Source organism: Paraglaciecola arctica BSs20135, assembly GCF_000314995.1.
GTDB lineage: Bacteria > Pseudomonadota > Gammaproteobacteria > Enterobacterales > Alteromonadaceae > Paraglaciecola > Paraglaciecola arctica.
Map to the genome: position 1 here is coordinate 94173 of NZ_BAEO01000065.1, position 16296 is coordinate 110468.

The window sequence follows — 16296 nt, forward strand, 5'->3', positions numbered from 1 at the left end:
CCAGCCAAATTCCCCGTATTCTTAATTAATATTAATCATTGTATAAGCGTTTAGAGTGTATCTTTTTGAGGGTTTAAAACAGAAGCTTGAAGCCTATTTACCGCCCGACAAGGTTGCGGAAACTCAGCGAGCCTTTATTGTAGCCAGAGATGCTCACAGTGGACAAATGCGTTCAAGTGGTGATCCATACATTACTCACCCAGTCGCAGTTGCCGGTATTTTGGCCGACATGCACCTTGATCATGAAACCCTGATGGCGGCTTTATTACATGATGTTATAGAAGACACACACCACGATAAGGAAGGCTTAAGCAAACAGTTTGGCGAAACTGTAGGCGAACTTGTTGAAGGGGTAAGTAAATTAGAAAAAATTCACTTCAGTAGCACCCAAGAAGCCCAAGCAGAAAATTTTAGAAAAATGATGATGGCCATGGTCCAAGATATCCGTGTCATTCTGATCAAATTAGCTGATCGCACCCACAATATGCGTACTTTAGGTTCTTTACGACCAGATAAACGTCGACGTATCGCCCGCGAAACCTTAGAAATATACTCTCCTATAGCTCATCGGCTAGGGATCCACGATATAAAAAATGAGTTAGAAGATTTAGGCTTTCAAGCTATGTATCCTATGCGGTATAGAGCCCTAAAATCGGCGGTTAAACAAGCCCGAGGAAATCGTAAAGAAATCATAGAAAATACTCGTAAAGAAGTAGAAACCCGTCTCAAAGCCGTTGCAATAAACGCAGTTGTATCTGGTCGTGAAAAGCACCTTTATTCAATCTATAGCAAAATGAAAAACAAAGAGCTGATGTTCAATGAAGTCATGGATATTTATGCTTTTAGAGTAGTTGTAGACTCGGTAGATCACTGTTATCGGGCATTAGGTGCCATGCATGGCTTATACAAGCCCATCGAGAGCCGCTTTAAAGATTATATAGCGATACCACGAACCAATGGCTATCAATCATTGCACACATCGCTGATTGGTCCACACGGGATCCCTGTAGAAATTCAAATTCGTACCCAGGACATGGATCATATGGCCGACAAAGGTGTGGCGGCTCATTGGGTTTATAAAGATAACAAAGACAGTAACGATACCACTGCCCAAGTTCGTGCCCGAAAATGGATGCAGTCTTTGATTGAGTTGCAGCAAAGTGCCAGTTCTTCTTTTGAATTTATAGAAAACGTTAAAACCGATCTATTCCCAGACGAGATTTATGTATTCACGCCAGATGGCCGCATCATTGAGTTGCCTCTTGGCGCAACAGCAGTGGATTTTGCTTATGCTGTACATACTGATGTAGGTAACTCCTGCGTAGGCGTAAAAGTGGAGCGACGTACGTTTTCATTGAGTAAACCCTTGGAAAATGGGCAAACAGTAGAAATTATCACCTCTCCAAGAGCAAAGCCCAATGCTAACTGGTTAAACTTTGTAGTCAGCGCCAAAGCGAGATCTCGGATCCGCCATTATTTGAAAACCCAACGATCTGAAGAAGCAGAAGTAATGGGTAATAGATTACTTAGGCACGCATTAGGCAAAGTAAAACTCGATAAACTACCTCAAGCAGATATTGATCGTGTTGTGCTCGAAACCAAACATGATAGCTTTGCCGAATTACTGGCAGACATTGGCTTAGGAAATGAACTTAGCGCAATAGTCGCTCGACGACTATTGGGTGAAAACACTAAGCTAACCGATAAGCAAAATAAAGTGGCTATTCGTGGTACCGAAGGGCTATTAGTGTCGTACGCTAGATGTTGCCACCCTATACCTAATGATGAAATTGTTGCGATATTGAGCCCAGGAAAAGGCATGACTATTCACCAAAATGGTTGTAGTAATATCCGCAAATTAAGTAAAGAAGAACCTCATCGAGTATTAGTGATGCAATGGGGAGAGGATGTATCAGGTGATTTCCACGCGGCATTAAGAATAGAATTAATTAACCATCAAGGTACTTTAGCTACCCTAACCAATACAGTAGCTCGTTGTGGTTCAAACATTGTTGGATTACAAACCGAAGAAAAAGAAAGTAACGTTTATTATATTGATATTGAGCTGACGATTAAAAACCGTCTGCAACTAGCCAATGTCATGCGTAGGATCCGTACCATGCCAGAAGTACAGCGCGTATCTAGGCATAGTCAAGCCAAACAGAATTAGGTTTCCCTAATTCATTCACCCAATAATTAAACCCACAATAAATAAGGTCACTAATATGTCTAATTCCGTTATCCATACCGATAAGGCTCCGCAAGCTATTGGCACTTATAGCCAAGCGATTAAAAGCGGTACTACAGTCTATCTTTCTGGCCAGATCCCCTTGGTTCCAGAAACTATGCAGGTTATATCTGAAGATTTTACAGAACAAGCTAATCAAGTATTCAAAAATGTGCAGGCTGTATGTGAAGCGGCTGGCGGCTCAACCAATCATCTTGCAAAAGTAAATATATTCCTAACCGACTTATCTAATTTTGCCACTGTAAATGAAATCATGAGTCAGTATTTTAAACAACCTTATCCTGCTAGAGCGGCGGTACAAGTAAGCGCCTTACCTAAAGGTGTGCAAATTGAAATCGACGGCGTGATGGAGTTACCTGAATAAATATTACTCAGGATTTAGATAGAGCCTACTATGCCTGCAGAAACCTATATGTCACCAGAACGTTATGCTCGAATTAGGCATTTTTTGAGTCTACGTCAACCTAGCTTAACCTTGTGTTTAGAACAGCTAGATAAGCCGCACAATGTCTCTGCCATTGTGCGCAGCTGTGATGCTGTCGGTGTCTATGAAGTGCATGCAGTTTGGGACAACAAACCTGAAATCCGCAAAAGTACCGCTATGGGTAGCGAAAACTGGGTGTATACCAAAGAACATTCATGTATTGAAAACGCGGTAAGTCATTTAAAAGCACAAAACATGCAAGTGCTAGTCACAAACTTATCTGATAATGCAGTGGATTTTCGTGAAATTGACTACACCCAACCAACTGCCATTATTCTCGGCCAAGAAAAGTATGGCGCAACAGACGAAGCAGTAGCACTAGCCAGCCAAGACATTATTATTCCCATGGTAGGTATGGTGCAATCACTCAATGTATCAGTGGCTGCGGCGCTTATTTTGTATGAAGCTCAACGGCAAAGGCAACTAGCGGGCATGTATAATACTCAGCAGTTAACAGAACAAGCCTGTCAAAAAATGTTATTTGAAGGTGGTTTTCCTAGGCTAAGAGAGTTATGTGATCGCCAAGAATTGGCTTATCCACATATTAATGAATTTGGGCATATTGAGGCAGATGAAAGTTGGTGGTTACAAATGCAGCATTCAAAACCTCTACAAATTTAGCTTTCTATACCTAATCACAAGCCAATTTATATTATCTTGCAAAGATTTTTATTGAAGCTAACATGAAAACATATTAGCTGTAGCTGGGTCTACACAACTTGATCTATCACTAAATTGAGAAACTTATGAAACAGCCGTTATTATTGCTCCTAGTGATCCTAAACCTAGGATTATTTGCAAATACATCCCACGCTTTAGATCGAACTCAAATTGCAGATTCAGCTGAAAATGTCACACCACTATTAATTAGTCAAACCGCACCCAATAGTAAATTGAAAACGGTTGATGGTGATCCGGTCAGTCTAAAAGCCTTAACTATGCAAAAACCCACAGTGTTGATTTTTTATCGCGGTGGTTGGTGCCCATATTGTAATAACCAGTTAGCTGGTTTAAAAGAGATTGAAGACCGACTTGATAAGTTAGGTTATCAAATCTTAGCGATTTCACCCGAAACACCTGCTCAATTACAACAACAAAAACTGCAAACTAAATTTAGTGTTCAATTATTGGCAGACCCTGACTTAGAGGCTATTAGTGGTTTTGGTATTGGCTATTATGTTACAGACGAAAAGCGCACTGCATACAAGTCAAAAAAAGATATCAATCTAACCAGCGATAAAACTACCGGCAAAGCGGTGTTACCCGCCCCAGCTGTTTTTATTTTAAATACCGATGGTAAAGTTGTGTTTAGTTACGTGAATCCAGATATTAGGATACGTATCTCTCCTGAATTACTTTATCAGGCTGCTAAGTTATCGCTGTAAGATACTAATCAGCTAGCCACAGCGCAGATACCTTTGCTGCGCTGCTCACTATTTATGAATGACTTAGTGTTGCTGTTGTTGTATTTGTTTAACCACATCTTTAGCTAATCCATTTGGTAGCGGGATAGTTAAGTGATATTGGCTGATCTTCCAACCATTTTCAGTTAACTCCAACACCCCTGTTCCTCGGCATTCACCATAACTTTGACTATCAAGCAATTCATCAAACCAGGCGACTTGACCTGATGCAGAAAGAGTTACATGACGATTTCGTGGTATATAGGTCCAACCTTGTCCTTTATCAAAATACGGTTTAGCAAAGGCTTTAAAAGTGTTTTTATCCCAACGTTCGGTGGCATCTGTACCAATAAAAACCGCTTTGTCCGAGAGTAAATCAAAGTATTGTTGTTGGTTAGCATCACTTGCTGCCTGATGAAAGTCATCTAATGTCAATGATATTTGGGTTTGCGTTTCGCTTGCTTGCTTGCTTGCTTGAACGGACAATTGAACAAGCAATGCGAAAATGAGACATATATAGCGTTGTAACATTTTTATATTCCAAAATATTAATACCGCTTACAAGCTTTGCGCAGTTTAGATGCCAATACAACAGCAATTACTTGATTCGGCTGAGCAATTCTTCGATTATAGGGGCAATTAAATTATCGACGTGGAAAACTCTGTGAATATCTATTGGCAACGAGCCACATCTATTGGTGCAAATAGCCTAAAAAACCAAAATACAAAAATTAGCAGAGTATTATGCAAGGCCTAGCCCAGTTGCCAGTTACTGAGCTAAAAGGTGTGGGCGCCAAAGCCGCTGAAAAACTTGCAAAGTTAGGCATTGTTTCTGTACAAGACTTGTTGTTTCACTTACCTCATAGATACGAAGATCGCACTCGCATTTATGCAATCGCAGATTTACAACCCCACCTGCATACCAGTATTCAAGGCGAGGTGATGTCTTGCGATATCCAATTTGGGCGCAAGCGTATGTTAGTTGTAAAACTCAGTGATGGAACCGGCACTGTGAATTTACGATTTTTTCATTTCTCGGCAGCACAAAAAAACAATCTAGAAGTAGGTACCACCATTCGTTGTTTTGGTGAAGTCAGAGCGGGCAAATATGGTCTTGAGATCATGCATCCCGAATACAAGAGTATTAGCTTAGAACATCCCGATACTATACAGGAATCCCTCACACCTGTTTATCCCGCGACTGAGGGTATTAAACAAATCACCTTGCGCAATTTAACAGAACAAGGGCTAAAACTTTTAAACAAAGGAGGATTAGCTGAACTCTTGCCAGAAGGCCTATATCAGCAGCAAATTAGCTTAGTCGAAGCCTTGCATTTAGTGCACCGACCGCCACCCAATGTCACCTTGTCGTTATTTGAGGAAGGAAAACACCCAGCTCAGCAACGTTTAGTTATGGAAGAATTGCTGGCGCATCATCTAAGTGTGTTAAAAGTCCGCCAACAAAGTAACAAACAAGCTACCTTCCCCATCAAACCTAGTACTGATTTGCTTAATCAATTTTTAAAAAACTTACCCTTTAAACCCACTGGCGCTCAGCAACGTGTGGTAGCCGATATTCAGGATGATATGCAGCAAAACAGCCCTATGATGCGTTTAGTACAAGGCGATGTAGGATCAGGTAAAACCCTAGTGGCAGCAATGGCGGCATTGTCTGCTATTGGCGCGGGTTATCAAGTTGGACTTATGGCACCCACAGAATTATTAGCCGAGCAACATGCCAATAATTTTCGGCAGTGGTTTGAACCACTTGGCATTGAAGTGGGTTGGTTAGCCGGTAAGTTAAAAGGTAAAGTCAGAGAAAAGGTGTTAGCGCAATTAGCCAATAACGAAGTTAAAATGTTGGTAGGCACTCACGCTATTTTTCAGGAAGCTGTCACGTTTTCCTCTCTTGCTTTGGTGATAGTGGATGAACAGCATCGCTTTGGAGTACACCAACGTTTAGCTTTGCGTGAAAAAGGCGAATCTCAGGGGGCATTTCCCCACCAGTTAATTATGACGGCTACGCCTATTCCGCGGACTTTAGCTATGACCGCCTATGCTGATTTAGATACGTCTGTGATTGATGAATTACCGCCAGGTAGAACACCAGTGAAAACTGTAGTTCTGCCCGATACTCGCCGTGATGAAGTGATTACCCGTGTGCGAAACGTCAGCGTTGAGCAAGGCAGACAAACGTATTGGGTATGTACCTTGATAGATGAATCTGAATTTTTACAAAGCCAAGCCGCTGAAGACACCACTATTTTATTACGCACTGCACTGCCAGAACTTAAAGTGGGCCTAGTACATGGCAGACTTAAATCAGATGAAAAACAACAAATTATGGCAGACTTTAAAGCGGGCCTTTTGGACTTGTTGGTAGCAACGACTGTGATTGAAGTGGGAGTTGATGTACCCAACGCCAGCCTGATGATTATTGAAAACCCAGAACGTTTAGGGCTTGCCCAATTGCACCAACTACGGGGGCGTGTGGGTCGTGGCTCGGTAGAAAGCCATTGCGTTTTGATGTACCAAAGTCCGTTGTCTAAAACAGCTAACAAACGTCTAGCAGTGTTAAGAGAATCTAACGATGGTTTTTATATCGCCCAGCAAGATTTAGAAATTCGCGGCCCCGGCGAATTGTTAGGCACTAAACAAACAGGTTTAGCTGATTTAAAAATCGCTGATCTCATTCGTGATGCTGCATTAATCCCCCAAGTACAAAATATTGCTAACCATTTATGGGAGCAGTATCCGTCAAACGCTCAAGCCATAGTGAATCGTTGGTTAGGCAACAAAGAGCAGTTTGGTCATGCATGATCTCATAATAAATAGTCCCGTTATCCAGAATATTGCCGTCACTGTATCCCAAGGCGCTGCGCCTGAATTGATAATACTTGCGCAACAAACTGCCGCAAAATGGGGGCTAACTTATAGTGAAGCTATCGATTCAGGTTTAGCCTTAGTACAGCAAAGTTCTCACTTAGAACTAAGTCAATTAGACGAGCCAAAAGTGGGTGCAGTAAAAGTAGATTTTGCATCTGACGCTCTCACGTTTAGACGTTTACATGGCGGCGGTAAAAAAGAAGCCATTGCCAGAGCCATTGGTTTAAAAGGTCAAGATAGTTTACAGGTATTAGATGCCACCGCTGGATTGGGCAGAGACGCCTTTGTGCTCGCCAGCTTAGGTTGTGTGGTTAATATGATAGAGCGATCTCCTGTTGTTGCTGCGTTACTGCAAGATGGTCTAGATAGAGCAGCGGTTGATCTAACATTAGCCAATTGGCTGCCTACTCGCATGCAGCTATTACATGGTGTCGCCAAAGATTTATTGAGCAATTGGCAAAGTATCCAGCCCCCTTTAACGCGACCCGATGTGGTGTATCTTGATCCTATGTTCCCTCATCGTAAAAAGAGCGCGGCCGTCAAAAAAGAAATGCGTTTATTTCAACAATTACTTGGCCCTGACGAAGATGCAGATTTATTGCTTGAACCAGCGTTAACGCTCGCGAAAAAACGCGTAGTAGTAAAACGCCCAACTGGCGCACCGTTTTTAGCCGGCAAAAAACCACAAATTGAAATGTTAGGTAAAGCCAATCGTTTCGATGTTTATCTGATTCAAAATCTAAAGTAATACGACCCAATCCGACCGTCTTATATCGCCAGAATAAACAGCTTTAGCAAGAAGAAATCAAGCCTGCTGTTTTTTCTGACTCCTAATAGATTGAGTGATAACCCTCCTGGTACTTACATCAATCTTTTTTGCTCTTTAAGAGCAAATTATTTCGTTTTCTAATTTCGGGAATTAGCCTAATAATAACCCTGCGAATAGTGCAATTAGTGAAAGTAGTGCGATCAATGCAACTAGTGCAAATTAGTACAACTTTTTTATAACCATCTTTTGGACAGGGTAATGAGTAAAAATTTTCATTCAAAAAAAGACGATAACGATAAGATCAATGGTGCTGCGAAGCATAGATTTAATGCTGAATATAGCGATGAACTAGAGTTTGATGCTAAAAAAGGCAAAAAAATATCACAACGAAGAGCCGATGAAAGACGACGCCAATTCGCCGACTTACATTAAACAATTAATATATTGAGATTATGATGAAAAAAGTATTGTTAACACTAGGTTTATTATTAACAACATCGGTTTTTGCTGATGAGCGCCCAGTAGCAGACAAAGAACTGGTTGCCGAACTCACGCAATATTGCACAGAATTAGCGCAAGAAGATGGTACTGATGGCAAAGAGTTGAAGGTATTTTTGCTGGATTGTGTCAACGAAGAGCTAGATTCGGAAGGCTACCAACCCCTAACAAAACTGGTATAAAACATCTGAAAACAAGGGCGCATCAGCGCCCTTGTTTGTTTTTCACCATCTGTGTAAACACATCAATAAATTGACCTATCCTTGCGTTTTTTGTTTGTTTCAAATAAATCAAATAACACTTAACTGATAGCGGAGCTAACGAATCAAGCATAACCAGCTCACTTTTATTAACCAAAGGTTGTGCAATTGGTTCAGGTAGAATTATGGCACTTTTGTTAGTAGACAAATAATTCAAAGCAACTTGTAGCGAACCAGTGCGCATCCCAGCCTTTTTTATTTCTGGATAGATTTTTTCTATTGCTTCGTTGGTTTTTCGCCCCCAGTCCAGTGAAATACTCAAATGCCCAAGTGGTTGCTCTGCTAACTCTAATGAGCAATAAAGCGATAACATTGATTCACTTAGTTCGAGTATTTCCACATCGTCAGATTTAAAAGGCACTGTGGTCAAAGCCAAGTCTATGATGTGCTCGTGTATCATTCGGCTAAGCTGTTCATGACTACATATTTCTGCTCTTATAGATACATCGTCTAAGTGACCTTTTACCTCATCTAGATTTTGCTTTAAGTACATATCCCATGCATTAGCGGTGCTGGCAATACTCAAATATTGAATACTTTCTTCATTCATTGCAGCACGGGCCTGTTCGAGCGTTTCGGAAAGCGAGGTAGCGAAAGGCAGTAACTTTTCACCTGCGGCCGTGAGTTGCAAACTATTTCTATTGCGCACAAAAAGCGCCGAGTTAAAGTATTCTTCAAGCTGCTTGATACGGGCACTGACTGCTGACGGAGTTAAATACAAGTTTTCTGCCGCTTTACCAAAATGTCTGGTTTGCGCCACTTCCATAAAGGTCACTAAAAATCGAATATCCATAAAAAATCACATAATAGTAAAGATAAGTTTTGATCCCAAGATAGTTCTAGGGATACAACAACAAACCTAAAAAATGGTCACCAGTATTCTGCTATCGAGTGATGATATTAGCCACAATTAATTTGTTCTTGACGATTAAAAGATTTAGTCAAGGAATGTATTCACAAACTCAGTAAAAGACGTAGGATCCGCCAAATTTCGTCGCACTACGCGGCTTTCACATAAATGTGCTTGGATGAATAACATGCGTAAAAACCTCATTGTCTTAAACGATAGTCACAGTATCGATAGCAGCAACGCAATGATTGTTAATTTTAATCAATATTTGTCAGAGTTTCCGAAAAAGGGAAACGTCACCACTAGATTGATTAACTTATGCGACTCGACTCAATATTTGAGTCAGGGCTACTATTGTTCACTGCTGGCTGAAGCGCGGCAGCATCAAGTGCTGCCCAGTGTAAGCACAATTAACGACTTAACCTGCCAACCAGAAGGCTTAGTGGTGGTTATACCCCCTAATGTTTCGCGGATGTATGCAAAGGATAAGTCTAGTGACGTGTTAGTTTATTTTGGTTGGCATAACGACGAGAACATTAACAAAATTGCGCAATATGTTTTTGCACAATATCCAGCGCCTATTTTAAAGTTACTACTACATTGGCAAGATAAAAAATTGCTTGCGACTGTTAGCTTAGTTGCTCTTGCAGACTTAAACGCAGAACAACATACAAGTTTGCAACAAAGGTTGGACAACTTCACCAATAATGTATGGCGCAGCAACAATAATCGTAAGCGTTTTCGCTGGGATATGGCGATACTGGTTAATCATGAGGAAGAAACGCCCCCGAGTGATCAAAAAGCCTTGAAACACTTTGTTAAGGCTGCAAACAAATTTGGTATTAATGCTGAACTGGTGACTGTTGATCAAATCGGCTTACTGAATCGCTACGACGCGCTCTTTATTCGTGAAACAACCGCTATTCGCCATCATACCTATCAACTTGCAAGACAAGCTGAAAAAGAAGGATTGGTGGTAATAGACGACGCCACATCAATCTTGCGGTGCTGCAACAAAGTCTTTTTGCACGATGCCTTTAGTTACAATTCAGTGCCCTCGCCTAAAACACAATTTGTGTCTGATGCTACAGTGGCCACTCTTGAGCAACTAGAACAAGATTTCAGCTACCCTATGGTTTTAAAACTGCCAGAAAGCTCGTTTTCTAAAGGTGTGTTTAAGGTTGCTGATCGTATTGCCCTAGAGCAAAAATTGAGTTCGATACTAGCGGAATCGGCGATCATCTTGGTACAAGAATATTTATACACCGAATATGACTGGCGAATTGGCGTTCTAAATGGTCGTGCTATTTACGCTTGTCGATATCATATGGCTAGAAATCACTGGCAGATTTATAACCATGGGGCAAAACGTTTTTCCTCTGGTGATTTTGAAACCATGGCCACCTTTGAAGTACCTCGTCAAGTATTGGAGACCGCGGTTAAAGCTTGTTCGTTTATCGGTAATAGTCTGTATGGAGTGGACTTAAAACAAATTAATGAAAAAGTGTACGTGATAGAAGTGAATGACAACCCTAGCATCGAACAAGGTGTCGAAGATCGCTACTTGGGATACGAGTTATACATGCAGATTATGCAAGAGTTTGCTAACCGCCTTGAGCAAAGAGGCCGCTAAACATGGAAAAAACCATGGAGGTTCATGTGCCATTGCTTAACTCGCAAACTTTCACTATTAGGGATACCCAAGTAGCAGATTTGAGTGCGTTAGTTGCCTTAGAGCAACGCTGTTTTGCCACTGATAGACTGAGTAAACGAAGTTTTTCATATTGGATTAAGGCCAAACATCGCGTGTTTATGGTGGTTCAGCAGGACGACCAAATCATAGGTTATGGTTTAGTCATAATGCGCAAAGGCACGCGTTTGGCGCGGCTGTATTCAATTGCGATTGATAAAAACATCGAAGGCAAGGGAATAGGGCGTCAATTGATGCTGGCCCTAGAAACCCAAACGGTCGCGGCTGGTAAATTATTCTTAAGGCTAGAAGTAGAAAAAACCAATAAACGTGCCATTGGTTTATATGAATCAATGGGATACAAAATATTTGGTGATTATGCTCACTACTACGAAAATAATGGTGATGCATTTAGAATGCAAAAGCCAATTCGTCAAGCCGCCAAGCATAACCAACTGCCTTCTTATCCTTGGTATGCACAAACCACTGACTTTACCTGCGGACCCGCAGCCTTAATGATGGCTATGGCTAGCTTGTCAGAGCAAACAGTAATGGAGCAACCCTTAGAGTTTGACCTGTGGCGCGAAGCAACCACCATTTTTATGATGGCTGGCCATGGTGGCTGCCATCCGCTGGGTTTAGCCTTAGCCGCTGAAAAAAGAGGATTCAAGGTTAAAGTATACATCAATCAACCTTTACCGTTATTCACCTCAGGTGTACGCCAGCCAGTTAAAAAACACACGGTCGAGGTGATTGAACAACAATTTGAGTCAAGGGCACAACAACAAAACATTCCCGTCCTTTATGCAGACTTCGATTTAAACGCCTTAAAGGATGCTCTTGAAAGCGGTAGCAAGGTATTGAGTTTAATTAGCACTTATCAAATGGATGGTTACAAAGTACCTCATTGGGTGGCGATTACCGCGATAGACGAAGAATGCCTGTATCTGCATGATCCCAGTGTCCCAGAACAACATGCAGCAGGATTCGACTGCCAACATATTCCCGTCGCTTTAGATGACTTTATTAAGTTGTCTAGTTACGGAAAAACAAAATTGTGCACAGCTTTGGTGATTTCCAAAGCCAACTTTAAGGAGTAGTAAATGACTATTAATTTTGCGACTAATGAAGTAGATGTGTCGTTGTTAGGCGATAATATTCAGCTGGATGGCCTAAGTGAAAAAATTGGCCAGACATATTTTGTAAAACGTTTTCGCGATGCATTGAGCATTAGCACGCCTAAAGGTCAGGTCTTTGTTTTTGATTATGGGGTTATCATATCGTGGGGCATAAGTGACACTAAAAAGTCGCAACTTGCTGAGATGATCAACCAGTATGTAATCCAACTCAACATACAAAAAGATCGTGAGCACTATGTGTTTGAAGTATCAGAAAATGCCACATTGTCGATGATCGACGACCACATTATTATACCCGATTGTAAAACCATGACCTTATTGTCAGTGAGTCACGCGCTGGCACAATCTGCTAAGTTAGGTCGTTTTGAAGTGCTTGCCGAACGTACCATCAAAGACAATGCCTATCTGTCACAAACTCTGGCAGATACTGGCAAAATCCCCTTAAGTCGTAAAAAACTGTCAATGTTACGTGGTGCCTTGTTTAGTACTAAAAGTGATATTTTGTTGCACTTTAACTTACTCGATACTCCAGAATTTTTTTGGGAATATCCCGAGCAAGAACAAAAATATTTAACCGTCAGCCGCTACTTAGACTTAAAGCCAAGAGTAGAACTGTTGACCATGAAGTTGTCGACCATCAATGAATTACATGAAATGCTCGCAGCAGAACAAAATCATAAACACTCATCATTTTTGGAATGGATCATTATTATTCTAATTGCGGTAGAGATCGTGTTGTTTTTTGTGCATTAATCCGCAAGGTTGCCACTGATAAAATGGCAACCTTGGGCTGAAAAAAAATTGAGAACTGTCCTTATAAATTAGTATTTGAAACTAGACAAGACGTAAAAAGATATTTTTGTTACTGACAAATTTGAGCGTCATCACTTGGCAAGTTAGCACCAAGTTGCTCTAGTTTCTGGGCAGCTTCGAATACATCTCCTGCATTGCCGTTAACAGTGCCCGACTTCGAAACTATAATCAGTCGGTCTAATAAATCCCCTAACGGACCATTGCCCTTCAATTGTTTTATCGCTTCCCGGCTGCGATCACATGAGATGACCTTGTTTACCCGCAGACGTAATGAAGCTTCCATAAGTTGTATAGCGTCTCGATATTGGGCGATGTCTAAAATTTTTCCATTAATTGACAAACCTGTTCTTAACAATTCACCAGCTTCACGAAACAGTGCAGACATCGTCAGCGCAGACGTCTGAATAGATGGAAAGCGTTCGGTTACTATCGCATCTACACCCAAAATCAAGGTTTTCATCTGGGTATGAATTGCATTGCGTTGCATACGTTTTGATGGAGTTCTATCCATGATAGTAGTGAAGGTTTCAGGCGCAGCTACCTTTGATAATAATGGTTGTAACGACAAGCTAGAACTTGATTTACCGCTTACAAAAGGATCGATTACTGCATACTCTGACAATATTCTAGAGGTAAACGGATTGCTCATCCCTTCTTCTTTGTCATAGTGGTTGGCTCTTCCGATGGCTGCTTGCACATGGCCCAAATAAATAAGGAATGCGACATCATCATTCGTTGGATCACCTTGCGCTATGTATCCTGCAGATCCACCTTCCCATAACTGTTCACTTGATGTATTTGAATTGCTTTGTGTTTTTAGCGGCAAGGTTGCTGATGCTTGAGTGATATAGCCACTAAAAAAGAATATTGTTAACAAGATGGTCAATCCTAACCGCCATGCGCTGATACTTTTTATTTTGATAAATGTCACTAAGGCCTCTCCCTATTTAATGAGGATTTTAGTAGAACATTGTAGCAGACAAGTGATTAGTTGCCTTTGGTTGTTGACCAATAAACAACCGTCCTGCTATTTTTTTGCACAACTAACGCTCGAACTCTGAAGCTGATTTTCATTTCTAATTAAGTAGCAACCTTCCACTATTTATTAGTCCGCTTATCATACCCACAAAACCGCCGCCAAATCCCAAGACTAAGCCACACCAATAACAAATATCTAAGCGCAACCGCATGTTTCTTTGCTTGGTAGTGGTAGATTCAGATTGGCAAATCTCATTGGTTACTGCGCTACGCAAACTCGTGACTAGATAAAAAAGGACGATAACAAACAATAAATAGGCTGACACTGGAGCCCACCAGCCACTGGTTAATTCGTAACTTGCGAGTAACATCAGTCCACTAAAAACGATCCAAATAGTGGCCATTTTTCGGTAGTTCAGTATTTTTGCTTTAACCTCTTCATTAGATACTTTTTTCAATAAATGAGAGGTGCTGATGCGCACCGCGAGTACGCCAAATAGCGCACCTAGCATCGAACCACCCAACAACAAACCAAGTTTATGTGACACTCCCGATTTGCTGCTTGCCGCCGCTGAACTCATTGCCGCGGCGGCCACTGGGGTACTGGTGGTAATGGCTCCTAACACTAAGCTGCTGAATCCCAAAGCAGGCGCCGTACTTAACAACAATCTGCCATGTTTACGTAATATTTGCTGATGCAATAATTGCCTAACCCGGGATAATTTCTTGCGAATATTGGTTTCACTTTGCTCCAATAAATGCGCTACCTGTTTACTGGATTGTTCTTCGCGGTAATACAACAGTACTATTTCACGAGATTCGCTGGGTAGCTGGCTGATAAAGTCCTGCAAAATGATTGTAGATTGTTCGCGCTCTAGGTTGTTTTCAATATCTAGTTTTGGATCACAAAATTGCGCCAGAATTAAGTCTGCTTCTTCACCAGCGACTTTTTGACGGGTTTTATTATCACGCAAAAAGTTCAGCGCTTTATAACGGGTCATTTGTCTTAACCAAGGTAAAAAGCTGCTGGTACTTTTCAGCTCAGACATATTTTGCCACGCGCCAATGTAGACTTGTTGTGCCACGTCTTCGCTATTATCTAAATCTTTGACAATAGACAAAGCAATGCTTGAAACCAAATTGCGGGTTTGATTAATTAAACGCCCAAACGCTTGCTGGTCGCCGCCTTGTGCTAGTTCAACATCATCGAATAAATATTGTTCTTGAAGGCTTAATGTCGGGTTAGTTATGGTATTCATAGGTTTGCACCTAAGAAGGTTTTCACTTGATCCTCAAGCCACTTAGGGTCGTCGTACATAATAAAATGGCGAGAATGAATATTCATCAGTAACTGAGCCTTGGGCAACGCCTGTAATTGTTGTGCATACAATCTTTGCATAGCTGACTTTTGTTCATCTGTGTCAAATCCCCCCGATGCACCCAACAATAAAACAGGTGATGTGATCATAGCAATGTCTTGTCTTAAATCATGACTCATTAAAGTATAGATCGCTTGACCAACCGTTTTTGGATCTGAGCTTTGTATCATGTTCATCACTTTTGCCTTGGACTCAACACTGCTGGCTTGTATTGATAAACCATAACTAGATTGGTCAATGAGTTTTTGTTGCGACATATTGCTATACATATTTTTTATCTGTAATGCCTGCCCAGACAAACTCTCTACAGTTGATGAATTGCTACGAGTAAATATCGGCCCGATAAAAGGTAAACCATCCACGGAAACAATCGCGCCAATTTTTGTCGGAGCACTAGAAGCTAACCAAAAACTCATAAAGCCCCCCAAACTATGGCCAATCACCGCAGGTTTCTGCAATTTGTGCGTGTCAATATAGGTTAAGAGCTGCTGTTTAGCCGCTGTAAGTGAAGGATTTTCAATAGCTGCAGTACTAGCAAAGCCGGCGATACTGATAATATGCACTTGGTAAGTTTTTGATAAGGAGTTGGCTAACTGCTGCCATACGCTGCCATCAGACATTAACCCAGGTATTAAGATTACTGGCTTGCCTGAACCGGATACTTGAGTGACAAACTGCTTGTTTGAAGATAAATTTTCTGCAGCAAACACCCCGTTAACGGCCAATTGAAAAACAATACTGCCGATGAAAACAACAACGGGTAACACTGAACATAAAGGATGTGATTTGATTTTTTCTAACATAATAACCTGCCTCTTTAGCTTAATTTATTGGTGCTACATAGCTAAGGCACTGTGAGTCAAAAAAGTGTGACAAGTCTTTTTAGATAATTTGTCATA

Annotated in this window: 16 protein-coding genes; 11 read left to right on the plus strand and 5 right to left on the minus strand. The window is 41.2% G+C overall.

Annotation, left to right across the window (positions count from 1 at the left end; translation table 11 throughout):
• Positions 1 to 55: 55 nt before the first annotated feature.
• From spoT to GARC_RS22945, 4 genes are all read left to right on the plus strand, one after another.
• Positions 56 to 2170, plus strand: a complete 2115-nt coding sequence (spoT, locus tag GARC_RS22930; RefSeq protein ID WP_007625031.1) for a bifunctional GTP diphosphokinase/guanosine-3',5'-bis pyrophosphate 3'-pyrophosphohydrolase — start codon at positions 56 to 58, stop codon at positions 2168 to 2170.
• Between the two features lie 55 nt (positions 2171 to 2225).
• A complete protein-coding gene (locus tag GARC_RS22935; RefSeq protein WP_007625032.1) occupies positions 2226 to 2612 on the plus strand; it encodes a RidA family protein in 387 nt (128 codons plus the stop codon).
• 48 nt (positions 2613 to 2660) lie between these two features.
• A complete protein-coding gene (gene trmH / locus GARC_RS22940; protein WP_039990407.1) occupies positions 2661 to 3353 on the plus strand; it encodes a tRNA (guanosine(18)-2'-O)-methyltransferase TrmH in 693 nt (230 codons plus the stop codon).
• A gap of 125 nt (positions 3354 to 3478) precedes the next feature.
• Positions 3479 to 4117, plus strand: coding sequence for a peroxiredoxin-like family protein (locus GARC_RS22945; RefSeq protein ID WP_007625037.1), 639 nt, complete (start codon positions 3479 to 3481; stop codon positions 4115 to 4117).
• Positions 4118 to 4180: 63 nt separating this feature from the next.
• On the opposite strand, the gene GARC_RS22950 is transcribed toward GARC_RS22945, so the two are convergent.
• Positions 4181 to 4666, minus strand: coding sequence for a nuclear transport factor 2 family protein (locus GARC_RS22950; protein ID WP_007625038.1), 486 nt, complete (start codon positions 4664 to 4666; stop codon positions 4181 to 4183).
• Positions 4667 to 4879: 213 nt separating this feature from the next.
• Here GARC_RS22950 and recG point away from each other — a divergent pair, with 213 nt between their 5' ends.
• The 4 genes from recG (at position 4880) to GARC_RS22965 (ending at position 8470) form a co-directional block, all read left to right on the plus strand.
• Positions 4880 to 6955: an ATP-dependent DNA helicase RecG gene (gene recG / locus GARC_RS22955; protein WP_007625041.1), complete on the plus strand. Its 2076-nt coding sequence runs from the start codon at positions 4880 to 4882 to the stop codon at positions 6953 to 6955.
• On the plus strand, positions 6948 to 7769 hold the full coding sequence (locus GARC_RS22960) for a class I SAM-dependent methyltransferase (RefSeq protein ID WP_007625042.1): 822 nt from the start codon (positions 6948 to 6950) through the stop codon (positions 7767 to 7769). The genes recG and GARC_RS22960 overlap by 8 nt, the downstream gene beginning before the upstream one ends.
• Before the next feature lie 279 nt (positions 7770 to 8048).
• Positions 8049 to 8222, plus strand: coding sequence for a hypothetical protein (locus GARC_RS27075; RefSeq protein ID WP_007625043.1), 174 nt, complete (start codon positions 8049 to 8051; stop codon positions 8220 to 8222).
• Positions 8223 to 8245: 23 nt separating this feature from the next.
• On the plus strand, positions 8246 to 8470 hold the full coding sequence (locus tag GARC_RS22965) for a hypothetical protein (protein WP_039990368.1): 225 nt from the start codon (positions 8246 to 8248) through the stop codon (positions 8468 to 8470).
• A gap of 22 nt (positions 8471 to 8492) precedes the next feature.
• Here the strand turns inward: GARC_RS22965 and GARC_RS22970 are convergent, their stop codons facing one another.
• Positions 8493 to 9341: a LysR family transcriptional regulator gene (locus GARC_RS22970; RefSeq protein ID WP_007625046.1), complete on the minus strand. Its 849-nt coding sequence runs from the start codon at positions 9339 to 9341 to the stop codon at positions 8493 to 8495.
• 244 nt (positions 9342 to 9585) lie between these two features.
• On the opposite strand from GARC_RS22970, the gene GARC_RS22975 reads away from it, so the two are divergent.
• The 3 genes from GARC_RS22975 to GARC_RS22985 are packed head-to-tail and all read left to right on the plus strand — an operon-like array spanning position 9586 to position 12980.
• Positions 9586 to 11031, plus strand: coding sequence for a RimK family protein (locus GARC_RS22975; protein ID WP_007625047.1), 1446 nt, complete (start codon positions 9586 to 9588; stop codon positions 11029 to 11031).
• A 2-nt stretch (positions 11032 to 11033) separates the two neighbouring features.
• Positions 11034 to 12188, plus strand: a complete 1155-nt coding sequence (locus tag GARC_RS22980) for a GNAT family N-acetyltransferase/peptidase C39 family protein (RefSeq protein WP_007625048.1) — start codon at positions 11034 to 11036, stop codon at positions 12186 to 12188.
• Positions 12189 to 12191: 3 nt separating this feature from the next.
• A complete protein-coding gene (locus GARC_RS22985) occupies positions 12192 to 12980 on the plus strand; it encodes an RMD1 family protein (RefSeq protein WP_007625050.1) in 789 nt (262 codons plus the stop codon).
• Between the two features lie 109 nt (positions 12981 to 13089).
• Here GARC_RS22985 and GARC_RS26975 read toward each other — a convergent pair whose 3' ends face one another.
• The 3 genes from GARC_RS26975 to GARC_RS23000 all read right to left on the minus strand — a co-directional run bounded on the left by GARC_RS26975 (position 13090) and on the right by GARC_RS23000 (position 16200).
• Positions 13090 to 13917 (minus strand): hypothetical protein, encoded by an 828-nt coding sequence (locus tag GARC_RS26975; protein ID WP_153811015.1) that lies wholly within the window; start codon positions 13915 to 13917, stop codon positions 13090 to 13092.
• Between the two features lie 199 nt (positions 13918 to 14116).
• The gene (locus tag GARC_RS22995) at positions 14117 to 15277 is read right to left on the minus strand and encodes an RNA polymerase sigma factor (RefSeq protein WP_007625055.1); all 1161 of its coding nucleotides are present in this window, start codon (positions 15275 to 15277) and stop codon (positions 14117 to 14119) included.
• Complete coding sequence (locus GARC_RS23000; RefSeq protein WP_007625058.1) at positions 15274 to 16200, minus strand: alpha/beta fold hydrolase; 927 nt, start codon at positions 16198 to 16200, stop codon at positions 15274 to 15276. Before GARC_RS23000 ends, GARC_RS22995 begins: the two co-directional genes overlap by 4 nt.
• Positions 16201 to 16296: the final 96 nt, after the last annotated feature.

What these genes read in the sequence shown, in the direction of transcription:
- GARC_RS22970 (WP_007625046.1), bottom strand. Translation starts at nt 9,341, where the DNA reads ATGGATATTCGATTTTTAGTGACCTTTATGGAAGTGGCGCAAACCAGA.
- GARC_RS22995 (WP_007625055.1), bottom strand. Translation starts at nt 15,277, where the DNA reads ATGAATACCATAACTAACCCGACATTAAGCCTTCAAGAACAATATTTA.
- recG (WP_007625041.1), top strand. Translation starts at nt 4,880, where the DNA reads ATGCAAGGCCTAGCCCAGTTGCCAGTTACTGAGCTAAAAGGTGTGGGC.
- GARC_RS27075 (WP_007625043.1), top strand. Translation starts at nt 8,049, where the DNA reads ATGAGTAAAAATTTTCATTCAAAAAAAGACGATAACGATAAGATCAAT.
- trmH (WP_039990407.1), top strand. Translation starts at nt 2,661, where the DNA reads ATGTCACCAGAACGTTATGCTCGAATTAGGCATTTTTTGAGTCTACGT.
- GARC_RS22950 (WP_007625038.1), bottom strand. Translation starts at nt 4,666, where the DNA reads ATGTTACAACGCTATATATGTCTCATTTTCGCATTGCTTGTTCAATTG.
- GARC_RS23000 (WP_007625058.1), bottom strand. Translation starts at nt 16,200, where the DNA reads ATGTTAGAAAAAATCAAATCACATCCTTTATGTTCAGTGTTACCCGTT.
- GARC_RS22935 (WP_007625032.1), top strand. Translation starts at nt 2,226, where the DNA reads ATGTCTAATTCCGTTATCCATACCGATAAGGCTCCGCAAGCTATTGGC.
- GARC_RS22965 (WP_039990368.1), top strand. Translation starts at nt 8,246, where the DNA reads ATGAAAAAAGTATTGTTAACACTAGGTTTATTATTAACAACATCGGTT.
- GARC_RS22945 (WP_007625037.1), top strand. Translation starts at nt 3,479, where the DNA reads ATGAAACAGCCGTTATTATTGCTCCTAGTGATCCTAAACCTAGGATTA.
- GARC_RS22980 (WP_007625048.1), top strand. Translation starts at nt 11,034, where the DNA reads ATGGAAAAAACCATGGAGGTTCATGTGCCATTGCTTAACTCGCAAACT.
- GARC_RS22975 (WP_007625047.1), top strand. Translation starts at nt 9,586, where the DNA reads ATGCGTAAAAACCTCATTGTCTTAAACGATAGTCACAGTATCGATAGC.
- GARC_RS22985 (WP_007625050.1), top strand. Translation starts at nt 12,192, where the DNA reads ATGACTATTAATTTTGCGACTAATGAAGTAGATGTGTCGTTGTTAGGC.
- GARC_RS22960 (WP_007625042.1), top strand. Translation starts at nt 6,948, where the DNA reads ATGCATGATCTCATAATAAATAGTCCCGTTATCCAGAATATTGCCGTC.